Source organism: Xenorhabdus budapestensis (assembly GCF_017743015.1).
Lineage (GTDB): Bacteria > Pseudomonadota > Gammaproteobacteria > Enterobacterales > Enterobacteriaceae > Xenorhabdus > Xenorhabdus budapestensis.
This window is the reverse complement of record NZ_CP072455.1, coordinates 3,496,672-3,514,964: the sequence shown is the minus strand read 5'-3', so window position 1 is coordinate 3,514,964 and position 18,293 is coordinate 3,496,672. Positions and strand designations below refer to the sequence as shown.

The 18,293-nt window shown below is 40.9% G+C and carries 21 protein-coding genes and 2 pseudogenes; 13 read left to right on the top strand and 10 right to left on the bottom strand.

From position 1 onward, the window contains the following. Positions 1-22: 22 nt before the first annotated feature. The 4 genes and pseudogenes from HGO23_RS15475 to HGO23_RS15460 form a co-directional block, all read right to left on the bottom strand. Entirely contained in the window at positions 23-943 is a 921-nt protein-coding gene (locus HGO23_RS15475; protein WP_209027192.1) for a nucleotidyl transferase AbiEii/AbiGii toxin family protein, read from the bottom strand. Then, positions 936-1,469 carry a type IV toxin-antitoxin system AbiEi family antitoxin gene (gene abiEi / locus HGO23_RS15470; protein ID WP_086110732.1) on the bottom strand — a complete coding sequence of 178 codons (534 nt, stop codon included), beginning with the start codon at positions 1,467-1,469 and terminating at the stop codon, positions 936-938. Before abiEi ends, HGO23_RS15475 begins: the two co-directional genes overlap by 8 nt. Before the next feature lie 238 nt (positions 1,470-1,707). Then, a pseudogene (locus tag HGO23_RS15465) lies at positions 1,708-2,383 on the bottom strand (IS6 family transposase). Positions 2,384-2,442: 59 nt separating this feature from the next. Further along, positions 2,443-2,682 (bottom strand): annotated as a pseudogene (locus tag HGO23_RS15460) (peptidoglycan recognition protein family protein); the annotation flags it as partial. A gap of 340 nt (positions 2,683-3,022) precedes the next feature. Between HGO23_RS15460 and ppdD the strand changes: the two are divergent. The 5 genes from ppdD (at position 3,023) to zapD (ending at position 7,835) form a co-directional block, all read left to right on the top strand. After that, a complete protein-coding gene (ppdD, locus tag HGO23_RS15455; protein WP_209027191.1) occupies positions 3,023-3,445 on the top strand; it encodes a prepilin peptidase-dependent pilin in 423 nt (140 codons plus the stop codon). Between the two features lie 136 nt (positions 3,446-3,581). After that, the gene (gene gspE / locus HGO23_RS15450; protein ID WP_209027190.1) at positions 3,582-5,123 is read left to right on the top strand and encodes a type II secretion system protein GspE; all 1,542 of its coding nucleotides are present in this window, start codon (positions 3,582-3,584) and stop codon (positions 5,121-5,123) included. Continuing rightward, the gene (hofC, locus tag HGO23_RS15445; RefSeq protein ID WP_209027189.1) at positions 5,120-6,319 is read left to right on the top strand and encodes a protein transport protein HofC; all 1,200 of its coding nucleotides are present in this window, start codon (positions 5,120-5,122) and stop codon (positions 6,317-6,319) included. The genes gspE and hofC overlap by 4 nt, the downstream gene beginning before the upstream one ends. A gap of 141 nt (positions 6,320-6,460) precedes the next feature. Beyond that, a complete protein-coding gene (coaE, locus tag HGO23_RS15440; RefSeq protein ID WP_209027188.1) occupies positions 6,461-7,084 on the top strand; it encodes a dephospho-CoA kinase in 624 nt (207 codons plus the stop codon). After that, positions 7,077-7,835 (top strand): cell division protein ZapD, encoded by a 759-nt coding sequence (gene zapD, locus HGO23_RS15435; protein ID WP_209027187.1) that lies wholly within the window; start codon positions 7,077-7,079, stop codon positions 7,833-7,835. Before coaE ends, zapD begins: the two co-directional genes overlap by 8 nt. A gap of 55 nt (positions 7,836-7,890) precedes the next feature. Here the strand turns inward: zapD and HGO23_RS15430 are convergent, their stop codons facing one another. Next, on the bottom strand, positions 7,891-8,586 hold the full coding sequence (locus tag HGO23_RS15430) for an IS6 family transposase (protein ID WP_209027182.1): 696 nt from the start codon (positions 8,584-8,586) through the stop codon (positions 7,891-7,893). A gap of 103 nt (positions 8,587-8,689) precedes the next feature. Between HGO23_RS15430 and yacG the strand changes: the two genes are divergently transcribed. Next, the gene (gene yacG / locus HGO23_RS15425) at positions 8,690-8,884 is read left to right on the top strand and encodes a DNA gyrase inhibitor YacG (protein ID WP_099136356.1); all 195 of its coding nucleotides are present in this window, start codon (positions 8,690-8,692) and stop codon (positions 8,882-8,884) included. 116 nt (positions 8,885-9,000) lie between these two features. On the opposite strand, the gene mutT is transcribed toward yacG, so the two are convergent. After that, entirely contained in the window at positions 9,001-9,396 is a 396-nt protein-coding gene (gene mutT, locus HGO23_RS15420) for an 8-oxo-dGTP diphosphatase MutT (protein WP_099136355.1), read from the bottom strand. Positions 9,397-9,736: 340 nt separating this feature from the next. On the opposite strand from mutT, the gene HGO23_RS15415 reads away from it, so the two are divergent. Both HGO23_RS15415 and HGO23_RS15410 read left to right on the top strand, forming a co-directional pair. After that, on the top strand, positions 9,737-10,147 hold the full coding sequence (locus HGO23_RS15415) for an ATP-binding cassette domain-containing protein (protein WP_209027186.1): 411 nt from the start codon (positions 9,737-9,739) through the stop codon (positions 10,145-10,147). Positions 10,148-10,161: 14 nt separating this feature from the next. After that, positions 10,162-10,857 (top strand): IS6 family transposase, encoded by a 696-nt coding sequence (locus HGO23_RS15410; protein WP_209027182.1) that lies wholly within the window; start codon positions 10,162-10,164, stop codon positions 10,855-10,857. 90 nt (positions 10,858-10,947) lie between these two features. Here the strand turns inward: HGO23_RS15410 and HGO23_RS15405 are convergent, their stop codons facing one another. Then, positions 10,948-11,370, bottom strand: coding sequence for a hypothetical protein (locus HGO23_RS15405; protein WP_209027185.1), 423 nt, complete (start codon positions 11,368-11,370; stop codon positions 10,948-10,950). A 150-nt stretch (positions 11,371-11,520) separates the two neighbouring features. On the opposite strand from HGO23_RS15405, the gene HGO23_RS15400 reads away from it, so the two are divergent. Further along, positions 11,521-12,489: an IS30 family transposase gene (locus HGO23_RS15400; protein ID WP_209027116.1), complete on the top strand. Its 969-nt coding sequence runs from the start codon at positions 11,521-11,523 to the stop codon at positions 12,487-12,489. On the opposite strand, the gene HGO23_RS15395 is transcribed toward HGO23_RS15400, so the two are convergent. After that, complete coding sequence (locus HGO23_RS15395; RefSeq protein WP_209027184.1) at positions 12,475-12,762, bottom strand: hypothetical protein; 288 nt, start codon at positions 12,760-12,762, stop codon at positions 12,475-12,477. The genes HGO23_RS15400 and HGO23_RS15395 overlap by 15 nt on opposite strands. A gap of 721 nt (positions 12,763-13,483) precedes the next feature. On the opposite strand from HGO23_RS15395, the gene HGO23_RS15390 reads away from it, so the two are divergent. Beyond that, a complete protein-coding gene (locus tag HGO23_RS15390) occupies positions 13,484-13,822 on the top strand; it encodes a LecA/PA-IL family lectin (RefSeq protein WP_209027183.1) in 339 nt (112 codons plus the stop codon). Positions 13,823-14,392: 570 nt separating this feature from the next. Here HGO23_RS15390 and HGO23_RS15385 read toward each other — a convergent pair. After that, a complete protein-coding gene (locus tag HGO23_RS15385; RefSeq protein ID WP_244967826.1) occupies positions 14,393-15,037 on the bottom strand; it encodes an IS6 family transposase in 645 nt (214 codons plus the stop codon). Between HGO23_RS15385 and HGO23_RS19780 the strand changes: the two genes are divergently transcribed. After that, positions 14,921-15,472: a LysE family transporter gene (locus HGO23_RS19780; RefSeq protein ID WP_244967825.1), complete on the top strand. Its 552-nt coding sequence runs from the start codon at positions 14,921-14,923 to the stop codon at positions 15,470-15,472. The two genes, HGO23_RS15385 and HGO23_RS19780, sit on opposite strands and share 117 nt — an antisense overlap. Positions 15,473-15,662: 190 nt before the next feature. Further along, positions 15,663-16,400 (top strand): oxidative stress defense protein, encoded by a 738-nt coding sequence (locus HGO23_RS15375; protein ID WP_209027181.1) that lies wholly within the window; start codon positions 15,663-15,665, stop codon positions 16,398-16,400. Here HGO23_RS15375 and HGO23_RS15370 read toward each other — a convergent pair. After that, entirely contained in the window at positions 16,397-17,305 is a 909-nt protein-coding gene (locus HGO23_RS15370; protein ID WP_209027180.1) for a LysR family transcriptional regulator ArgP, read from the bottom strand. The two genes, HGO23_RS15375 and HGO23_RS15370, sit on opposite strands and share 4 nt — an antisense overlap. Before the next feature lie 229 nt (positions 17,306-17,534). On the opposite strand from HGO23_RS15370, the gene rpiA reads away from it, so the two are divergent. After that, positions 17,535-18,194 (top strand): ribose-5-phosphate isomerase RpiA, encoded by a 660-nt coding sequence (gene rpiA, locus HGO23_RS15365; RefSeq protein ID WP_209027179.1) that lies wholly within the window; start codon positions 17,535-17,537, stop codon positions 18,192-18,194. Positions 18,195-18,293 lie beyond the last annotated feature (99 nt).

Genomic DNA, 18,293 nt, shown 5'->3' with positions numbered 1-18,293 from the left:
AGAATGATTACAGGTTTAATCGTTACATTTTGAATGGAACGGTACGGGTTCCCGGTGAGTACAATCCTTTTTGCACAGTCGTTAGCAATTCTTTTAGGATCGTTGTGAGATAGTGTAAAAAAGGATCCTGCTCGATAGTTCTGTTGTAAACGGGCGCGGGAATAAATCGTTTCATTTCAGTCTGGAAGTTACCGGAAGCAATAAGGCTGTCGATAGAGTCCAGTCGTGCCTGAACGAGTTTGTAAAAATCAGTAATACGATAATCTGATAGTTTGCTCTTGATTAGGTCTAAATCGGGCTCAACATCTTGCTGTTTCAGCCACACCAAATCCCACATATCGCGATGGCGAATGTGAGATGTTGTCACAGGGAACGAAATCAACTTATCCGCCATGATTTCAGCCAGTGTCTCGACCGATACGATGGTTTCGGAGTAGCCATCAGGCAGCACGGAGTAATTCCGCTTTAATGGACGCGCATCTCTTGTATACGCCGGAACGTTGGCGATCTCAATTTTGATGCGTTGCTTTGGTAAATCTTTTCTTTCCGGGGCTGTTGTGACGGAGATTTGCCATTTATCGATTTTCACATCGGCATACTCCGGCTCCTTTCGAAGCTCATTGGGTTCCTTCACCGTGACTTCAATCCCATAACGCGCCTCCAGATAACTTTCCACGCTCTCCTTAATCCTATTCATGTCCGTTGAACAAAAGTCACGGCCACCAGCAAAATCTAGATCTTCGCTGAATCGGTTGGAACTATAGCAGAGTCTTAACGATGTGCCGCCCTGAAAGGTAATTTCCCTGAGCAAACCGTCTTTAGCGAGGCAAAACAGAATGTCATAGTGCAGCAGCTCTTTCTCCACGACAGGCCTGATATTGGCAAGCCCATCTTGGGTAATGACCTCATCGACAAGGGCGTTAAAATTGACGTGCTCAGGCATGCGCAAATTCCTCCATTTGAACCAGGTGCATGTTTCTCCCCACTCTTTTCAAGTCACGAAGAGCCGTTTCTTTTCTTGCGATGCGCAGTGGTCCCCGGTTTTCCAATGTTCCTTTCAGAATTTCGCTTGGCTCCCTGCTGGTGTGGGTGATCTCAATAACTCCCCACGGCGTTTCAAATTCTCCCGATCTGCCAGTAGACATAATCGTCAGTCGGTCGATGGGAATTTGTGAAATCAGGCCATACTGAGACAACGCCGATTCTAGGCTGACGTAATTGTATTCGCCACGACGGATATTTGTTGAAATTGTCTCCAGCGGATAAGACCCCAGACCATCCCGCGCATACGCATAAACACCTTTGGTGATACGGACTAGCAATCCGGCATTGATGAGGCGATCAATAGATTTTTGCAGTGTCCGAGGAGGGTCGTCAGCAAAGATAACTTCCAAATCCCGCAAAAGGAAAATACGTTTTCCCATTTTGCTGAACTTGTCTAATGTGTTAATTGCTGTAATCCTATCCATTCCATTATCTCCACAGCTATACCCTTGATATGGTTTTTTTGTGTATAGATGGCTATCATACCAATTATACATTCACATATAAACCCCTTTTATGGGTGTTTTGTGTAAATATAGAATAATAAGGGGAACGCGACAGAACCGTATTCCGTCACATGATACTTTCCGGCGCTGTTTCAGTTTATTAAAGGTTCTGTCGCATTAACGACGGCAAATTAGCAAAAATTGCGGTGATTATTTTTTAGGCGAGCAGCAGATAGAAGTATTCTGCGGGAGAAATCGAGATCCCGTACTGTTGCACATACTGACCTTTGCTGAGCATGCAAAGCAATTCTATGCCCGCCAGCAGGGTCTGTCCCCAGCATCAGGCGGATACGCCGTTTAATCCGCCGATGATCCTGCTCTATCAGGTTATTCAGGTATTTGCTTTGCCGAATTTTGATACGATTTTTCTTCGGCTTGCCCGCATTGAGGCCAGCCAGCGCCGCTTTGTTGGCCCCGCTTTTATCGAGGGTCACGACCTCCGGTCGTCCGTGTTGACGAATGCCCTTGTTGAAAAAGCGACGGGCGGCATCGGCATCCCGGTTGGCGGTCAACAGGAAGTCTACCGTATTGCCGGCCGAATCCACCGCCCGGTGAAGATAGTGCCACTGGCCTTTAATTTTGATATCGGTTTCATCCATTCGCCAGCGGCCGCCAACCGCAGGCATCCGGCGTCGGTAACGTTTGACAATCAGTGGAACCAGTCGATGAACCCAGCGGGAGATGGTAGCGTGGTCAACCTCAATCCCCCGCTCCGCCATCATTTCCTCGAGATTGCGCAGGCTCAGGGCGTAGGCCAGATACCAACGAACACATTGGGCCATGATATCGACAGGATAATGGAGGCGTTTAAACGCGTTTCGGATCAGGGACATCGTTCTGGACTCGCTCAAAAACAGGGGAGCTTACCTGATGACCGCTTAATGCGACAGAACCGGCGAATCAAACAGTGAGCAGAAACACGCAGCCCTTTTATCTCTTCAAAGAAAGGATCTTCATCGGGATCCAACGTTCTCATAAATAACTGATCAATATACGGCCCGCCAAACTTACCAGGTGGTAAACTAATGTTATGAATGACAAGTAATGATGGGATTTCACTTTCCGGGCGCAAATCATAATGTGGAGAAGTAACTTTTCTGGCATCGTCAATCCACCCTTCATTTAACTTCATTCTCTTACTCCATCGAACTGTTTCATCGCTAATTTTTCCACTAAATTGGAAGACAACCGATCAAAATGTAACAGATCAGTATGTTAGCATTTTCAATCGAAAGATATTTTCGCTCGTGCTTTCACTTGCGAGTAGGCTCGAAAATTTTCCGGTAAAAAATGTAATCAATAGTTATCTTTTCGAACCATTTCCACAAAATGTACTAACACCATTTTCTTTTTAAAAAAAATCTCCATCCTTATTAGCACCAACTCATATTAAAAATCATGCATTGCTCTGAAAAAATATAGAGAGAATATGCAGAAAAACACATAAAAGAAGAAAATAAAAAGGAGATAATATGAATCAACAAGGATTTACATTAATGGAAGTCATGGTTGTGATGGCAATTGTATCTATCCTTGGTGCAATTGGTATTCCCAGCTATCAAGGCTATATTCAAAAGGCTGCATTAACCGATGTGCTCCAGGCAATTGTACCTTATAAATCCGGTGTTGAAATTTGCCATTTTGAAACAGAAAGCTACAAAGAATGCAACACTGGCCATACATCCATTCCATCTGGTCACAATAGCCGTTATATCAGTACCATAACTGTAAAAATGGGAGAAATAACTATCGTTGGTAAACAAAATCTCAATGGACTCAATGCCATCTTAAAACCAATTCAGGACATTAAAACAGGTATTACACATTGGCAAACGGTATGTAATGCCGAAAACGAATCATTGAAAATAAAATGTCAGGAGACACTGAAGTTTTAAAAGTCATTAATTTAGTCATTAGTTAATAATTGCAATCTATGATCAAGCATTCTTATGGAAAAATATCAGTTTTCCAAGATGGGATTTGGACAAACTAAAACCATTAATCTATTTAAACAACAAAGGAATATAATAAATGAAAAACACGGAAAATATTTTAATTGAAAGAAAAATCAAAGAACTCTGCCAAAAACATCAGGCAATTATTATAAAAAGGGATGCTTACACCATAACTATTGCCTGTAGCCAATCCCCTAATGAAGAGTTCATTTCTTCACTACGTTTTATTTCTGGTGCAATAATTAATTTTGATATTTGGCCAAAAGCTAAAATTGAATCCATGTTGACACAAGAAGGATCATTTATACCTTGTACAGAAAGTTACTGTGCTGAAAATGATGAAACAGAAATCTATCGAACAGAAAACTTAGGTATTCCAGACAATAACCACAATGATGCACAATTGAATGACAGCTATACCGAAAATATTGATACGCCTGTCATTCAGTTAATTAATCAGACAATCTCAATCTCTATACAGAAAAGAGCATCAGATATTCATTTTGAGCCTTCTCAATACAACTATCGGATACGCATTCGGGTTGATGGTGTGTTGCATTCTATGCCATCACCCTCTTCTCAAATAAATACGGGTATTCCTGCTCGCTTAAAAATCATGGCAAAACTTAATATCGCTGAAAAACGCCAACCGCAAGATGGGCAATTTAACTGGAATGATCATAAAATCAGTTATGCAATACGTATATCTACCTTGCCAACGCTGTATGGAGAAAAAATTGTTCTGCGAATTTTAAACACCATACACCAATTATCATTGGAACAACTCGGTCTATCTGAGTCCCAGTTACAGCTTTTAAAGCAGAAACTTCGTGTACCACAGGGAATGATTATAGTCACAGGCCCGACAGGAAGCGGTAAAACTATCACATTGTATAGTTGCCTGAAATATTTAAATCAAGCGAAGAAGAATATCTGTAGTGTTGAAGACCCGGTAGAAATTCCTTTAACGGGCATCAATCAAACACAGGTAAATAACAAAATTGGACTCGATTTCGCTAAAGTTTTACGGGCATTACTGCGGCAAGATCCTGATATCATCATGGTTGGTGAAATTCGTGATAACGAAACGGCTGAAATATCGATGAAAGCCGCTCAAACAGGCCATCTGGTTTTATCCACCCTGCATACGAACTCCACAATAGACACACTATCTCGCCTGCAAAATCTTGGGATTCCAGGCTATACCACTGCATCATGTGTAAAATTAATTATTGCCCAACGATTAGTTCGCAAACTTTGCCCTCATTGCCGACAAAAAATGGAAGAACCTACGATCATACATTTTGAAAACAGAGAAATAAAACAACAAATTACTGTGCAGCAATGGGTAGCCGTCGGCTGTGAACACTGTTTTTCTGGTTATTATGGCAGAACAGCCATCTATGAATTTCTCGAAATCAAGCCTGAATTCCAGCAAGCTTTATCAGAAAAATCTTCTGACAAATTTCCCTGTCTGCCCATCTTACACCAGCAAACAACTCTTTTTTCTGCTGGATTGGAATTAGTAGAACAGGGCACAACAACACTGGAAGAGATTTATCAAATTACAGGACAAGAAACGTATCCAATAGATATTAAGGCAGAGAGTACAGAATGAAAATGGAATATATTTATCAATGGCAAGCAGTTAATAAAAAAGGAAGTATTATAAGAGGAGAAAGTATTGGCCGAAACAAACACTCTATTTTCCAGTACCTGAGTCAACTTGATTTACAACCTTATACGATAAAATGTAAAAAATTTATTTATTACAGCGAAAAGGAAATTACTTATCGTCTGCATTTCATCCATCAACTAAATACATTACTGACATCAGGTATCCCTTTGTTGCAGGGGCTGACTATCCTATTGCAAGAATGCAAAAACATCATTTGGCGATGTGTACTGACAGATCTTATTCAAAAAATCAGCCAGGGAGAGCCATTTTCCACCGCATTGAAACACTATCCCCGATTATTTTCTCCCTTATTTTGCCAAATTATCGCAGTAGGAGAGCAAACCGGCCAACTCGAAACCTGCTGCCAACTACTCATTGATAGATTAGAACAACAAAATATACTGCATAAAAAGATCCGAAAAGCGTATCGCTATCCTTTGATAATCGCCTTCATCACAGTCCTTGTCATTTTGCTAATGTTGATTGTTGTCCTGCCCGAATTCAAACAGGTATATTCTGCATTTAATGCCTCACTTCCTTTATTAACACAGGGAGTTTTGTCAGCATCCGACTTTCTGATTAACTGGGGCATACTATTTTTAACAACGATATTAATATTGGTCAGCCTCTATTCTTGGCTACGTTTACGATACCCGGTGTTGTACTCAAAGGAAAAAATGCTTCTTCTGAAGCTCCCTCTTTTCAGAAAACTCACAAGCTACCAACATACCAGCCAAATATTCCATATTCTGTTTATGACACAGAAAGCAGGATTAACCTTAACCAGCGGTCTGGAATGCGCACTGAATGCAACGCATCATCCTTTATTTATAACGGGGATAAAAAGCCTTCACCGACAGATCCAGCAAGGGATACCAATGAGCAGTGCCTTGAAAAGAGAAGACTGTTTTCCACCATTATGTAAACAATTTGTCATAATTGGTGAAGAATCAGGTGAACTTGAAGTATTTTTGGGTAATCTAGCGTTATGGTATCAAGAACAATTTATCAACTGTGCTGATAAATTAGTGCAATTACTTGAACCTGTATTAATGCTGATTATGGCGGTGATTGTTGGCTTACTACTACTCGCCATGTACCTGCCTATCTTTCAATTAGGTACTATTTTGATGTAACAGCTTAATTTGCATATTTTCAATATCATTATTTTTTCTCGAGGGTTGTAAGAACCGAAATTATACATGTTTGTTTATAGCCCATGTGCATCCCTTGAGTTACAATTTGCATATGCTATCAGAAATCTTTTAAGGGATAGAATGAATTATATTGTTGCACTCACAGGTGGAATTGGTAGCGGTAAAACGACTATCTCTAATGTATTTTCATCCCTTGGTGTCCCGCTTGTTGATGCAGATATTATTGCCAGAGAAGTTGTTACTCCTGGTTCTCCCGCATTACAAGCAATCTCAGAACACTTTGGCTCCGACATCTTATTATCAGATGGCAGTTTAAACCGCGCCGCGCTACGTCAGAAGATTTTCTCAGCCCCAGAAGAAAAACAATGGCTCAACTCACTTCTTCATCCACTAATACATGCAGAAACACAACGGCAATTAAATCAGGTCAGTTATCCTTATGTCATTTGGGTCGTTCCTCTGTTAATAGAAAATAACTTAATGCACTTGGCTAACCGTATCTTGGTTGTTGATGTTCCTCCTGACATACAAATCAGCCGGACAATCACACGTGATGGCGTCAACCGTGAACAAGTCGAAAATATTCTGGCCGCGCAAGTCAGTCGTCAAGAACGCCTGGAAAAGGCGGATGATGTCATCCTTAACGATCAAAAAGAGCAAGATCTCGCTGCACGTATAATCGGATTACATCAAAACTATTTGAAACAAGCAGAATTAGTTAGACAGGAAGAACGTAATGAGTGATGCAACCTCCACTATTATTTTTGAACACCCACTAAATGAGAAAATGCGTTCATGGTTGAGGATTGAATCTTCACTACAACAGCTAGAAAAACAGTGCTATCTGGATTCACAAGCAAACAGCCTCGCATTTTTTCGTACGATTGCTGAATTAATTGAGATATTGGAACGTGGTGAAGTACGCTCTGAATTATTAAAGGAACTGGATCGTCAACAAATAAAATTAAAACAATGGTTTAGTGCACCTAATGTGGACACTCCTATGATTCACAAACTGATGGAGCAGCTAAAAGAGCGGAGCATCGCATTACATCATGCTCCGCGCCTTAGCCAGCAAATCAAAGAAGATCGTATCATCAGCATGGTGCGTCAACGGCTCAGCATCCCGGGAGGATGTTGCAGTTTTGACTTACCGACATTACATCTGTGGCTGCATCTACCACAATCTATCCGGGATGAGACAGTTAAATCCTGGCTGAACAGTTTGTTACCATTAAAACAAGCATTAGAAAGTATTCTGGGGTTGATACGCCACTCAACGATGTTCTCTGCGCAAATCAGTCATAACGGTTTCTATCAAGGAAATGCTGATGAGGGGGATCTATTGAGATTAAAATTAGATATTGTACTGAACTCACTGATTTATCCACAAATCTCCGGCCACAAAACCCGTTTTGCTATCCGTTTCTTACCAATGGATAGTGAAAACGGTACTGTACCTACGCATTTGTCATTTGAATTGGCCTGCTGTTAATATGGTTCTGTCGCATTAACGACGGCAAATTAGCAAAAATTGCGGTGATTATTTTTTAGGCGAGCAGTAGATAGAAGTATTCCGCGGGAGAAATCGAGATCCCGTACTGTTGCACATACTGACCTTTGCTGAGCATGCAAAGCAATTCTATGCCCGCCAGCAGGGTCTGTGCCTGCCGAAAATTTTTGAACCCCAGCATCAGGCGGATACGCCGTTTAATCCGCCGATGATCCTGCTCTATCAGGTTATTCAGGTATTTGCTTTGCCGAATTTTGATACGATTTTTCTTCGGCTTGCCCGCATTGAGGCCAGCCAGCGCCGCTTTGTTGGCCCCGCTTTTATCGAGGGTCACGACCTCCGGTCGTCCGTGTTGACGAATGCCCTTGTTGAAAAAGCGACGGGCGGCATCGGCATCCCGGTTGGCGGTCAACAGGAAGTCTACCGTATTGCCGGCCGAATCCACCGCCCGGTGAAGATAGCGCCACTGGCCTTTAATTTTGATATCGGTTTCATCCATTCGCCAGCGGCCGCCAACCGCAGGCATCCGGCGTCGGTAACGTTTGACAATCAGTGGAACCAGTCGATGAACCCAGCGGGAGATGGTAGCGTGGTCAACCTCAATCCCCCGCTCCGCCATCATTTCCTCGAGATTGCGCAGGCTCAGGGCGTAGGCCAGATACCAACGAACACATTGGGCCATGATATCGACAGGATAATGGAGGCGTTTAAACGCGTTTCGGATCAGGGACATCGTTCTGGACTCGCTCAAAAACAGGGGAGCTTACCTGATGACCGCTTAATGCGACAGAACCGTTAATATAATCAATCAAACTAAGCAGGAGAAGAGAACTAAAATGTCTGAAGTATTGACTGTCGCATGCCCAACATGCGGCAAGACAATAATATGGGGTGAAATCAGCCCTCATCGCCCATTTTGTAGTAAACGTTGTCAGTTAATTGACTTGGGCGAGTGGGCTAATGAGGAAAAGAAAATCCCCAGCCAGGGCGACAGCACAGAAAATGATGACTGGAGTGAACAACCGGATTAGTAATCACATTTTATATTCCCGCCTGTATTAGGCGAGAGTTTACGGTGCTTTTCGCTAAAATATATCACGGTAGTATCGAATCATCTGACACTACCGCGATATTTGTTTCAATGAGTTCAATCTTTAGTTAATAAATTGACAATGCTGCGATTTGCTGGTGGAAATTCATCAGCAACTAATTCAGTTTGCGGGATCCAACGGTAAGGTTGCCCCTCTTTACCAAATGGCTCATTCTTCCACCGATCAACCAAATAAAAGTAAAGGGTAATATTTCTGTCCGAGAATTCATGTGTGATAGTTTCCAGCAATTCACAATGAGTTACCGTGATACCAACTTCTTCTTTTAATTCCCTGATCAAAGCCTGTTCTGGTGTTTCTCCCTGTTCAAGCTTCCCCCCCGGAAACTCCCAAAATCCCCCCATGTGTGAATCAGCACGGCGTTGGGTGATAAAAATTTCATCATTGCTATCTTTAATAATTCCTGCCGCAATATGCAGATGTTTTTTTTCCATAATGCTTTTCCAGAATAGTCTTTCTCACAAACCATAATAAAGCAGCCTTACGGGAAAAACACAGGATTAATATCACGAGATCTGCGTCACTTCTTACCTCTTTTTACCAAACCTTCCACAGATAAGAGAATATTATGTATACAGATACTCAATAGATTTCAAATTACATCATAGTGGCAATCACTGTACACTTATGGTTAAATTTTTGATTTAAATGCAATAATTAGAAAATACAACTGTGAGGTAACTTGGGAAATGAACAGGAAAAATTGCAAATAAGGCTCTGCCCAATAATTAAAAATAAGCATTTTACATCTTAAAGATTGAGGAAAAATCATTCATGCAATATGAAGATCAACCATTAATCGAAGCAAGACAAATAACCTATCAATTTTCTGGTGAAATCAACCCATTATTTTCTAATATTGATATTTTTTTGCATACAGAACAACACGCTTTAGTGGGCCGTAACGGTATTGGCAAATCTTGGTTAGCATCAATATTGGCACAACAGATCCCACCTTCAGAAGGCAGTGTAAAACATTTTTGTGATGTCGGTTATTTATCACAAGGCCTGTCTTCTTTTACCGGCAACGCTAGAGATATGCTCGGACTGACTAATATTATCAATGCCAATGAGCGCATCCTCGCTGGTACTGGTGAAACGGTTGATTTTGACATTATGGAGGGAAATTGGGATTGGCGGTTCTGTCGCATTAAGCGGTCATCAGGTAAGCTCCCCTGTTTTTGAGCGAGTCCAGAACGATGTCCCTGATCCGAAACGCGTTTAAACGCCTCCATTATCCTGTTGATATCATGGCCCAATGTGTTCGTTGGTATCTGGCCTACGCCCTGAGCCTGCGCAATCTCGAGGAAATGATGGCGGAGCGGGGGATTGAGGTTGACCACGCTACCATCTCCCGCTGGGTTCATCGACTGGTTCCACTGATTGTCAAACGTTACCGACGCCGGATGCCTGCGGTTGGCGGCCGCTGGCGAATGGATGAAACCGATATCAAAATTAAAGGCCAGTGGCGCTATCTTCACCGGGCGGTGGATTCGGCCGGCAATACGGTAGACTTCCTGTTGACCGCCAACCGGGATGCCGATGCCGCCCGTCGCTTTTTCAACAAGGGCATTCGTCAACACGGACGACCGGAGGTCGTGACCCTCGATAAAAGCGGGGCCAACAAAGCGGCGCTGGCTGGCCTCAATGCGGGCAAGCCGAAGAAAAATCGTATCAAAATTCGGCAAAGCAAATACCTGAATAACCTGATAGAGCAGGATCATCGGCGGATTAAACGGCGTATCCGCCTGATGCTGGGGTTCAAAAATTTTCGGCAGGCACAGACCCTGCTGGCGGGCATAGAATTGCTTTGCATGCTCAGCAAAGGTCAGTATGTGCAACAGTACGGGATCTCGATTTCTCCCGCGGAATACTTCTATCTACTGCTCGCCTAAAAAATAATCACCGCAATTTTTGCTAATTTGCCGTCGTTAATGCGACAGAACCCCGTCACGACCCACGAATGCGTGGAATAGCACCTACAACTAATGTTTAATAACTTCGAACCCAAGAGAAGTTCCTCCTCCAGTAACATTCACCCTGATATTTACAGAGTTACCATACTGATCATATAGATAAAAACTATAAGGTTTTTGCCATTCATTATACTGCCAGAGAGCTCCATGCCATACGCGATAAAGCCAGAAACAGACTCCGATTTTTTGATGATTTTTTGATGTTACTTCAATGGTCCATGATGAACTGAATGAAAACTTAGCTATAAATGTTTTATTTTCACAATATTGAACAGACATATCTGTTGATGTTCCACAAACTTTATAATTTCCTGATTGTTTATAATAAAAAAATAAATTTTCCTCACCTGATGCTGCCCCTGTTTTTATATCATTTTTTTCATGAAAACGAACATAATATTTATAAAGCTCATCATTATATCCTTTGCTCACATATTTTTCTGATAACTCAATAACCTCAATATCAGAATCTGAAAATTCACGTGGTTTAAATATAGCTTGGATTCGACTAATAAGTGCAATTTCTGAGAAAGGCGGTCAGTTGCTATAGTAGGCATCTTTCTCGCCAAAGGAAAATGCACTATGGCCTATACACAACTGACCGAAATAGAAAGATATCAGATTTTCAGTTTAAAAGAAGCCGGTTTTACACAACGCTTTATTGCCACGTCGCTCAATCGAGCCCCATCAACGATTAGCCGGGAATTGAGACGAAACCGGGAAGCACAGAAATACTGTCCTAAACAGGCTCAGCTTAAAGCCTCAGAGCGCCGCTATGCTGCTGTAAAAGCAGTCAAAGTTACACCAGAGATCACAAAGTTGATTAAACAGCTAATTTGGCAAGATTTAAGCCCTGAACAAACAGTCGGTTATCTCAAAAGGGAAAATATAATATCTTTGCATCATGAAACAGTTTATAGATTGATTTATAAGGATAAGCTTAATGGTGGTGATTTATGGCAGCATTTCAGGATTGCTAAAAAACCGTATCGTAAACGCTATGGAAGTTATGAACGAAGAGGAAAAATCAAAAACAGAGTCAGCATTGAAAAGCGCCCAAAATGGGTTGATAAAAAGCAGCGTATTGGTGATTGGGAAGGAGATACTCTCGTTGGCAAAGATCATAAAAGTGCATTATTGACCTTAGTTGAACGAAAATCGTTATTTACTATCATCATTAAACTTGAAGATAAAACAGCAGAAGGTGTCGCAAAAGCGGTAACAAGATACTTATCATTGATAAAACATAAAGTTAAAACAATTACTTTTGATAACGGCCTCGAATTTGCCGAACACGAATTTATCAGTAAAAATTTAGAGACAAAAATTTATTTTGCTCACCCGTATTCCCCTTGGGAAAGAGGGATAAATGAGAATACGAATGGATTAATCAGAAATTACTTTCCCAAAGGAACCGATTTTAATAAGGTATCAGAGCGAGAGGTTAACCTTGTGGCAAACCGATTAAATAATCGCCCTCGTAAAACACGAGATTACAAAACACCAAATGAGTTATTTAAAGGAATACCCACTCATTTACTTCGTTTGTAACGATGTTGCACTTATTATGTGAATGCAAGTTATATTGAATATTTTTTTGTTACCTATTAATGGAAATGCTGATTTTCCAGCTGCTACTGTACTAAATGAAGTTCCAATAAAAGACAAAATATCTGAAATATTGTCTACCGTATCAGTTACTGATAAGACTCTTGCATCACTAATTTCTGAATTATCTTGATCATCATAATTACGTAATATGGATGCAACAGATTCATCGTGGTTTTTAGGTGTATAAATATATCCACCTACATTATAATTCATAACGTCACCTTTATAATTAGAGATTAACGGACTGAAAATCCGGATATGCATCGACTACACGATACGTCAATTATCTATCCTGAAGTTATAATTTTTGTTTTGTTAAAAATTACACGAAGGCATAAAAAAAGTGTGTGACACTTTATTTTATTCGTTATAAAAAAAGAAGAATAAAACGTTGTTTAAAACCGGCTTCTTTTAAACTGGAAATCTGATATCTTTCTATTTAGGTAAGTTGTGTATAGGCCATAGTGCATTTTCCTTTGGCGAGAAAGATGAAATGCCTACTATAGCAACTTACCGCCTTTCTTAGAAATTGCACTTATTGGTTAAAATACATACTAGCATAAAATAAAAATCAAAACACTATTTAATTTTTGTAAAATACTAATGTTTTTTATTATAAATATAATTAAATGGTTTATCAAAAATAATAAGAATGTAAAAATATTAGGTTGTTCTCATTAAATTCCCCTCTTTGTCAGTATAGCCCCGATTAACAATACTGACAGAGAAAAATATTACATATATTTCACCGAATGTAAATCCATCGCATTGTCTAGTTTAAAATCTAATCCAGCGTCTATTAAAAAAAATAATAGACAACTCTTATTTTTCCTGATAATAATCTCATTTAACTTTCATATACAAAATAAATAATTTAATATATCATTTAATTATTTTAATTATATTTTCAAACATAATGAACAAAGGTGATATCATGAGTTCTTTAAATTATTGGACTGGAAAAGTTCTAGCTAATTCAAAAGAAGGTAGCCCTACAGAAATAATGCTAAATAAAGGTGATGTAATATCTGTTGTTGCTACAGGGTGGGCTGATTACTCAGGGAATATACCAAATGGAGGTAATCCAAATCCCAATCAATACCTATCTTCACCCCAAGGTGTATTACCTATTGTTCCTCCTAGTAATCCAAAGCAATTTTTTCTTGCAGCAAAAATTGGCAATAATATCTACGAGATAGGAAATGGAGTTCTTCATAAAGAAATCCCTGAAGATGGGGGGGGAATTAAAGTTTATCTTTTTATCTGCAACTGATTATTATGAAAATAATTCAGGTCAATTTGAAATAAGCGTTGTAAAAGAAAATGGAGAAGCTATTGGATATCTTGATGATATAACTGATAATTATGATAATAAGCATTTTCCATCACTTTTTCAGTGAAAAAACAATAGTAAAAACTAACAGACAAATAAATTATAAAAATTTGTTTAACCATTAAAATAAGCTGCCGAAATTATTCGGCAGCGATAAATTCCAAATTTAATTACATTAACTATGGTGATAACACAGGGCTAGATATCATATTTTTAGCAAGGTTATTTAGGTTAAATAAAGACCAATTATAACGACACTGTTGCAAATAGCCGACGGTAGTAAGCTAAGATATCCATTTTTTCGAAGGAGCAGCGTAGAGAATTAGGGTTCTGTCGCATTAACAGAGAAAGCCTGAGTAAATGTGGGGTTGGTTGGTCGACGTTCGTGGCCGTGCTACAAACCACACTTGCCCCCTATTTCGTTCTCGAAAGTTGACTCACCGGTGATCGTTAATTTCGGTTCTGTCGCATTAACGACGGCAAATTAGCAAAAATTGCGGTGATTATTTTTTAGGCGAGCAGTAGATAGAAGTATTCCGCGGGAGAAATCGAGATCCCGTACTGTTGCACATACTGACCTTTGCTGAGCATGCAAAGCAATTCTATGCCCGCCAGCAGGGTCTGTGCCTGCCGAAAATTTTTGAACCCCAGCATCAGGCGGATACGCCGTTTAATCCGCCGATGATCCTGCTCTATCAGGTTATTCAGGTATTTGCTTTGCCGAATTTTGATACGATTTTTCTTCGGCTTGCCCGCATTGAGGCCAGCCAGCGCCGCTTTGTTGGCCCCGCTTTTATCGAGGGTCACGACCTCCGGTCGTCCGTGTTGACGAATGCCCTTGTTGAAAAAGCGACGGGCGGCATCGGCATCCCGGTTGGCGGTCAACAGGAAGTCTACCGTATTGCCGGCCGAATCCACCGCCCGGTGAAGATAGCGCCACTGGCCTTTAATTTTGATATCGGTTTCATCCATTCGCCAGCGGCCGCCAACCGCAGGCATCCGGCGTCGGTAACGTTTGACAATCAGTGGAACCAGTCGATGAACCCAGCGGGAGATGGTAGCGTGGTCAACCTCAATCCCCCGCTCCGCCATCATTTCCTCGAGATTGCGCAGGCTCAGGGCGTAGGCCAGATACCAACGAACACATTGGGCCATGATATCAACAGGATAATGGAGGCGTTTAAACGCGTTTCGGATCAGGGACATCGTTCTGGACTCGCTCAAAAACAGGGGAGCTTACCTGATGACCGCTTAATGCGACAGAACCCAGAAGCTCTGGCTCAAAGCCGCTGGCGGGTAATTGTGACATTATTTGCAGTAACCTGGTTTAATCCTCATGTTTATCTGGATACTTTCGTTGTATTAGGTAGCGTTGGAGGACGATTATCAGCAGAACACAGGCCGTGGTTTACTCTCGGTGCAGTTGCCGCATCCATCAGTTGGTTTTTCGCATTGGCTATTCTGGCTGCATGGTTTTCACCGATTCTTAATCAGCCACGATCTCAGCGCATCATTAACTTATTTGTTGGTTGTGTGATGTGGTATATCGCATGGAATTTGTTTAAGCAAGGATTACAGATTTTTAATTAAATTAAACATTTCTTTATAATTTAAATGCTTCTTTATAATTCAAACTGTTCTTTATAAATATGGTTCTTTATAAAAATAGTGTGCTAATGTTTCTGAAAGAAACTTGTCTTAATATGAGAATTCTGTAGAAAATACTTATTTATTTGCTGTATACCTGATAGATAAAGGGTATATCCGAAAGGAGGTTTTAGTGAAACGTAACTCACTGATATTTGCTGTTATGTTAGCTGTAGGTAGTTTGTCATGTATGACGGCTTCGGCTGCGGAATTACCATCCACTCCGCATATATCAACTTCTGGAAATTCGACAATCAAAGCGGCTCCAGATATGGCGACTTTGTTGATCCATGTGAAAGTGAGTCAGAAAAGTGCGGCAGATGCAAAGAAAAAAGTTGATGAGCGTGTTGCGAAATATTTTGATTTTTTGAAAGCAAATGGTATCGAAAAGAAAGATATTAATGCTGCTAATATACGTACTCAGCCAGAATATCAGTATGATCAGAAAACAGGCAAATCAACTCTTACGGGATATAACGCTTCCCGCGCAGTTGAAGTTAAAGTTCGTAAGTTGGATCAACTGAATACACTTTTGGATGGAGCCTTGAGAGCGGGATTAAATGAAATTAATTCTGTACAGTTCAGCGTAGCCGATCCTCAGCGCTATCGTGATGAAGCCAGACAGAAAGCAATTGCGAATGCGATTCAACAGGCAACCGAATTGGCAAAAGGTTTTAACAGTAAATTAGGTTCCGTATATAGCATCACTTATCGTCCACCTGAAGCAGTGCCTTTTCCAATGAGTCGGCTGCAATTCAAATCAGCTCTAATGTCTGCGGCTTCTGCGGAAAATTCAGCCGATGAAACTTATGAACCGCAGAGCATAGAGTTTTCTGATCATGTTGATGCAGTTTTTGAATTACAGCGTTAATTAGCTTCATTATCTTCCTGACGTAACGTCTGGCGTCCTAGTTTTAACAGGGCGTCAGTCACTTTTCTCATAGCGCTGCTTTCCGGGGCAAAGCGATGCCAGTAAAGCATACGGCGTTGACACAGACCGGGTGTTAAATCAACCAATTCACCTGCCTTCAATTCTTTGTCGATTTGTAAATGGGGGATCATACAACATGTCGATCCTTGCCTTGCCAATTGAACGAAAGCTTCGGACGAGTTAACGATATGGCAAGGCACACTGCCCGGTGATAAATCAAAATATTGCTGTAAAAAGGCCTGATGCATATCATCCAAATGGTCGAATGCAACAGCAGGCGCTTTCAGTAAAGCTGAGCGAGTTACCCCATTGGGGAAAAAACGTTCAGCGAATTTAGGGGAAGCGACGAACAGATAATCAAGAGCACCTAATTTATCCACCAGACAGCTTGGTAGGGGTTGTGATTGAATACTGATTGCACCAACAACTTCCCCGCGCCTCAAGCTTTCTTGCGTACGTGTTTCGTCTTCCACCTGAATATTGAGCCGGATAGGCAAATCAGAGAGCACGGGATGAAGGGCCGGTAAGAGCCAGGTTGCCAGACTATCCGCATTGACGGCAAGAGAAAGCAACAGAGGAGTCTCATTTCCATTTTCATCACCGAGCCATTGTGCTTCGAGCAACTCTACCTGATGTAATAACGCAAGCAGTTTTTGCCCTTGCTCTGTCGGGCGGGGGGGAACGGTACGAACCAATAACGGTTGACCGAATAAGTTTTCTAATTGCTTGATACGTTGGGATACTGCGGATTGAGTGATACAAAGCTTTTGTGCTGCACGTTCGAAACCGCGTTCACGGATCACGGCATCCAACGCTTGTAGGGATCGGTAATCAGGGCGTTTCATTGAAAATCAGGCTCTCCATTTTTACTCTTCTCTTTGATTATCAGGGCACTAGATTGCGTGTTCAAAATTGTGTGTTCAGAAACCGTTGTTGACTCAAAAATATATTGTGTGCTCAAAAGATTTTTGGGTCTAGGTAGCACTATGCCATATTTTTTCACAGGATAAGATAAAATATTGTTTATACTGGCGGCTGGATTTTTCTTGTAATTGATTATAGGCAGTAATTGATATGACACAGGACGAACTGAAAAAAGCGGTAGGTTGGGCAGCACTGGAGTATGTCAGACCAGGAACAATTGTTGGGGTTGGTACAGGTTCAACGGCATCCCATTTTATTGATGCGTTGGGTACAATGAAAGACAAAATTGAAGGTGCAGTATCCAGCTCGGAAGCATCGACAGAGAAATTGAAAAGTCTTGGCATTCTTGTGCTTGATTGTAATGAAGTTGATTCTTTGGACATTTATGTTGATGGTGCTGATGAAATCAATGGCAACATGCAGATGATTAAAGGTGGTGGAGCTGCACTGACCAGAGAGAAAATCATTTCTGCTGTGGCAAAGAAATTCATTTGTATTATTGATGAATCCAAGCAGGTTGATATATTGGGTAAATTCCCGTTACCGGTTGAAGTTATTCCGATGGCACGTGCTTATGTTGCCCGTGAGTTGGTGAAATTAGGAGGAACTCCGGTTTACCGTCAGAACGTTGTCACTGATAATGGTAATGTCATTTTAGATGTTCACAATCTTGCTATTCTTAACCCAATCGAATTAGAAAACAAAATTAATGCTATTGCTGGTGTAGTAACTGTTGGCTTATTTGCTAATCGTGGTGCGAATGTCGTACTGATTGGTACAGCTAATGGTGTAAAAACGATTGCAGAGTAATTATTAGTTGGGGGCAGAATACTCTGCCCTTAAAAAAATTTCAGATTTATATTCAAAAAATAAAATTCAGATATATATATTGTATATTTGTCTAATTCT

What these genes read in the sequence shown, in the direction of transcription:
- HGO23_RS15475 (WP_209027192.1), bottom strand. Translation starts at nt 943, where the DNA reads ATGCCTGAGCACGTCAATTTTAACGCCCTTGTCGATGAGGTCATTACC.
- abiEi (WP_086110732.1), bottom strand. Translation starts at nt 1,469, where the DNA reads ATGGATAGGATTACAGCAATTAACACATTAGACAAGTTCAGCAAAATG.
- ppdD (WP_209027191.1), top strand. Translation starts at nt 3,023, where the DNA reads ATGAATCAACAAGGATTTACATTAATGGAAGTCATGGTTGTGATGGCA.
- gspE (WP_209027190.1), top strand. Translation starts at nt 3,582, where the DNA reads ATGAAAAACACGGAAAATATTTTAATTGAAAGAAAAATCAAAGAACTC.
- hofC (WP_209027189.1), top strand. Translation starts at nt 5,120, where the DNA reads ATGAAAATGGAATATATTTATCAATGGCAAGCAGTTAATAAAAAAGGA.
- coaE (WP_209027188.1), top strand. Translation starts at nt 6,461, where the DNA reads ATGAATTATATTGTTGCACTCACAGGTGGAATTGGTAGCGGTAAAACG.
- zapD (WP_209027187.1), top strand. Translation starts at nt 7,077, where the DNA reads ATGAGTGATGCAACCTCCACTATTATTTTTGAACACCCACTAAATGAG.
- HGO23_RS15430 (WP_209027182.1), bottom strand. Translation starts at nt 8,586, where the DNA reads ATGTCCCTGATCCGAAACGCGTTTAAACGCCTCCATTATCCTGTCGAT.
- yacG (WP_099136356.1), top strand. Translation starts at nt 8,690, where the DNA reads ATGTCTGAAGTATTGACTGTCGCATGCCCAACATGCGGCAAGACAATA.
- mutT (WP_099136355.1), bottom strand. Translation starts at nt 9,396, where the DNA reads ATGGAAAAAAAACATCTGCATATTGCGGCAGGAATTATTAAAGATAGC.
- HGO23_RS15415 (WP_209027186.1), top strand. Translation starts at nt 9,737, where the DNA reads ATGCAATATGAAGATCAACCATTAATCGAAGCAAGACAAATAACCTAT.
- HGO23_RS15410 (WP_209027182.1), top strand. Translation starts at nt 10,162, where the DNA reads ATGTCCCTGATCCGAAACGCGTTTAAACGCCTCCATTATCCTGTTGAT.
- HGO23_RS15400 (WP_209027116.1), top strand. Translation starts at nt 11,521, where the DNA reads ATGGCCTATACACAACTGACCGAAATAGAAAGATATCAGATTTTCAGT.
- HGO23_RS15395 (WP_209027184.1), bottom strand. Translation starts at nt 12,762, where the DNA reads ATGAATTATAATGTAGGTGGATATATTTATACACCTAAAAACCACGAT.
- HGO23_RS15390 (WP_209027183.1), top strand. Translation starts at nt 13,484, where the DNA reads ATGAGTTCTTTAAATTATTGGACTGGAAAAGTTCTAGCTAATTCAAAA.
- HGO23_RS19780 (WP_244967825.1), top strand. Translation starts at nt 14,921, where the DNA reads ATGAACCCAGCGGGAGATGGTAGCGTGGTCAACCTCAATCCCCCGCTC.
- HGO23_RS15385 (WP_244967826.1), bottom strand. Translation starts at nt 15,037, where the DNA reads ATGGCCCAATGTGTTCGTTGGTATCTGGCCTACGCCCTGAGCCTGCGC.
- HGO23_RS15370 (WP_209027180.1), bottom strand. Translation starts at nt 17,305, where the DNA reads ATGAAACGCCCTGATTACCGATCCCTACAAGCGTTGGATGCCGTGATC.
- rpiA (WP_209027179.1), top strand. Translation starts at nt 17,535, where the DNA reads ATGACACAGGACGAACTGAAAAAAGCGGTAGGTTGGGCAGCACTGGAG.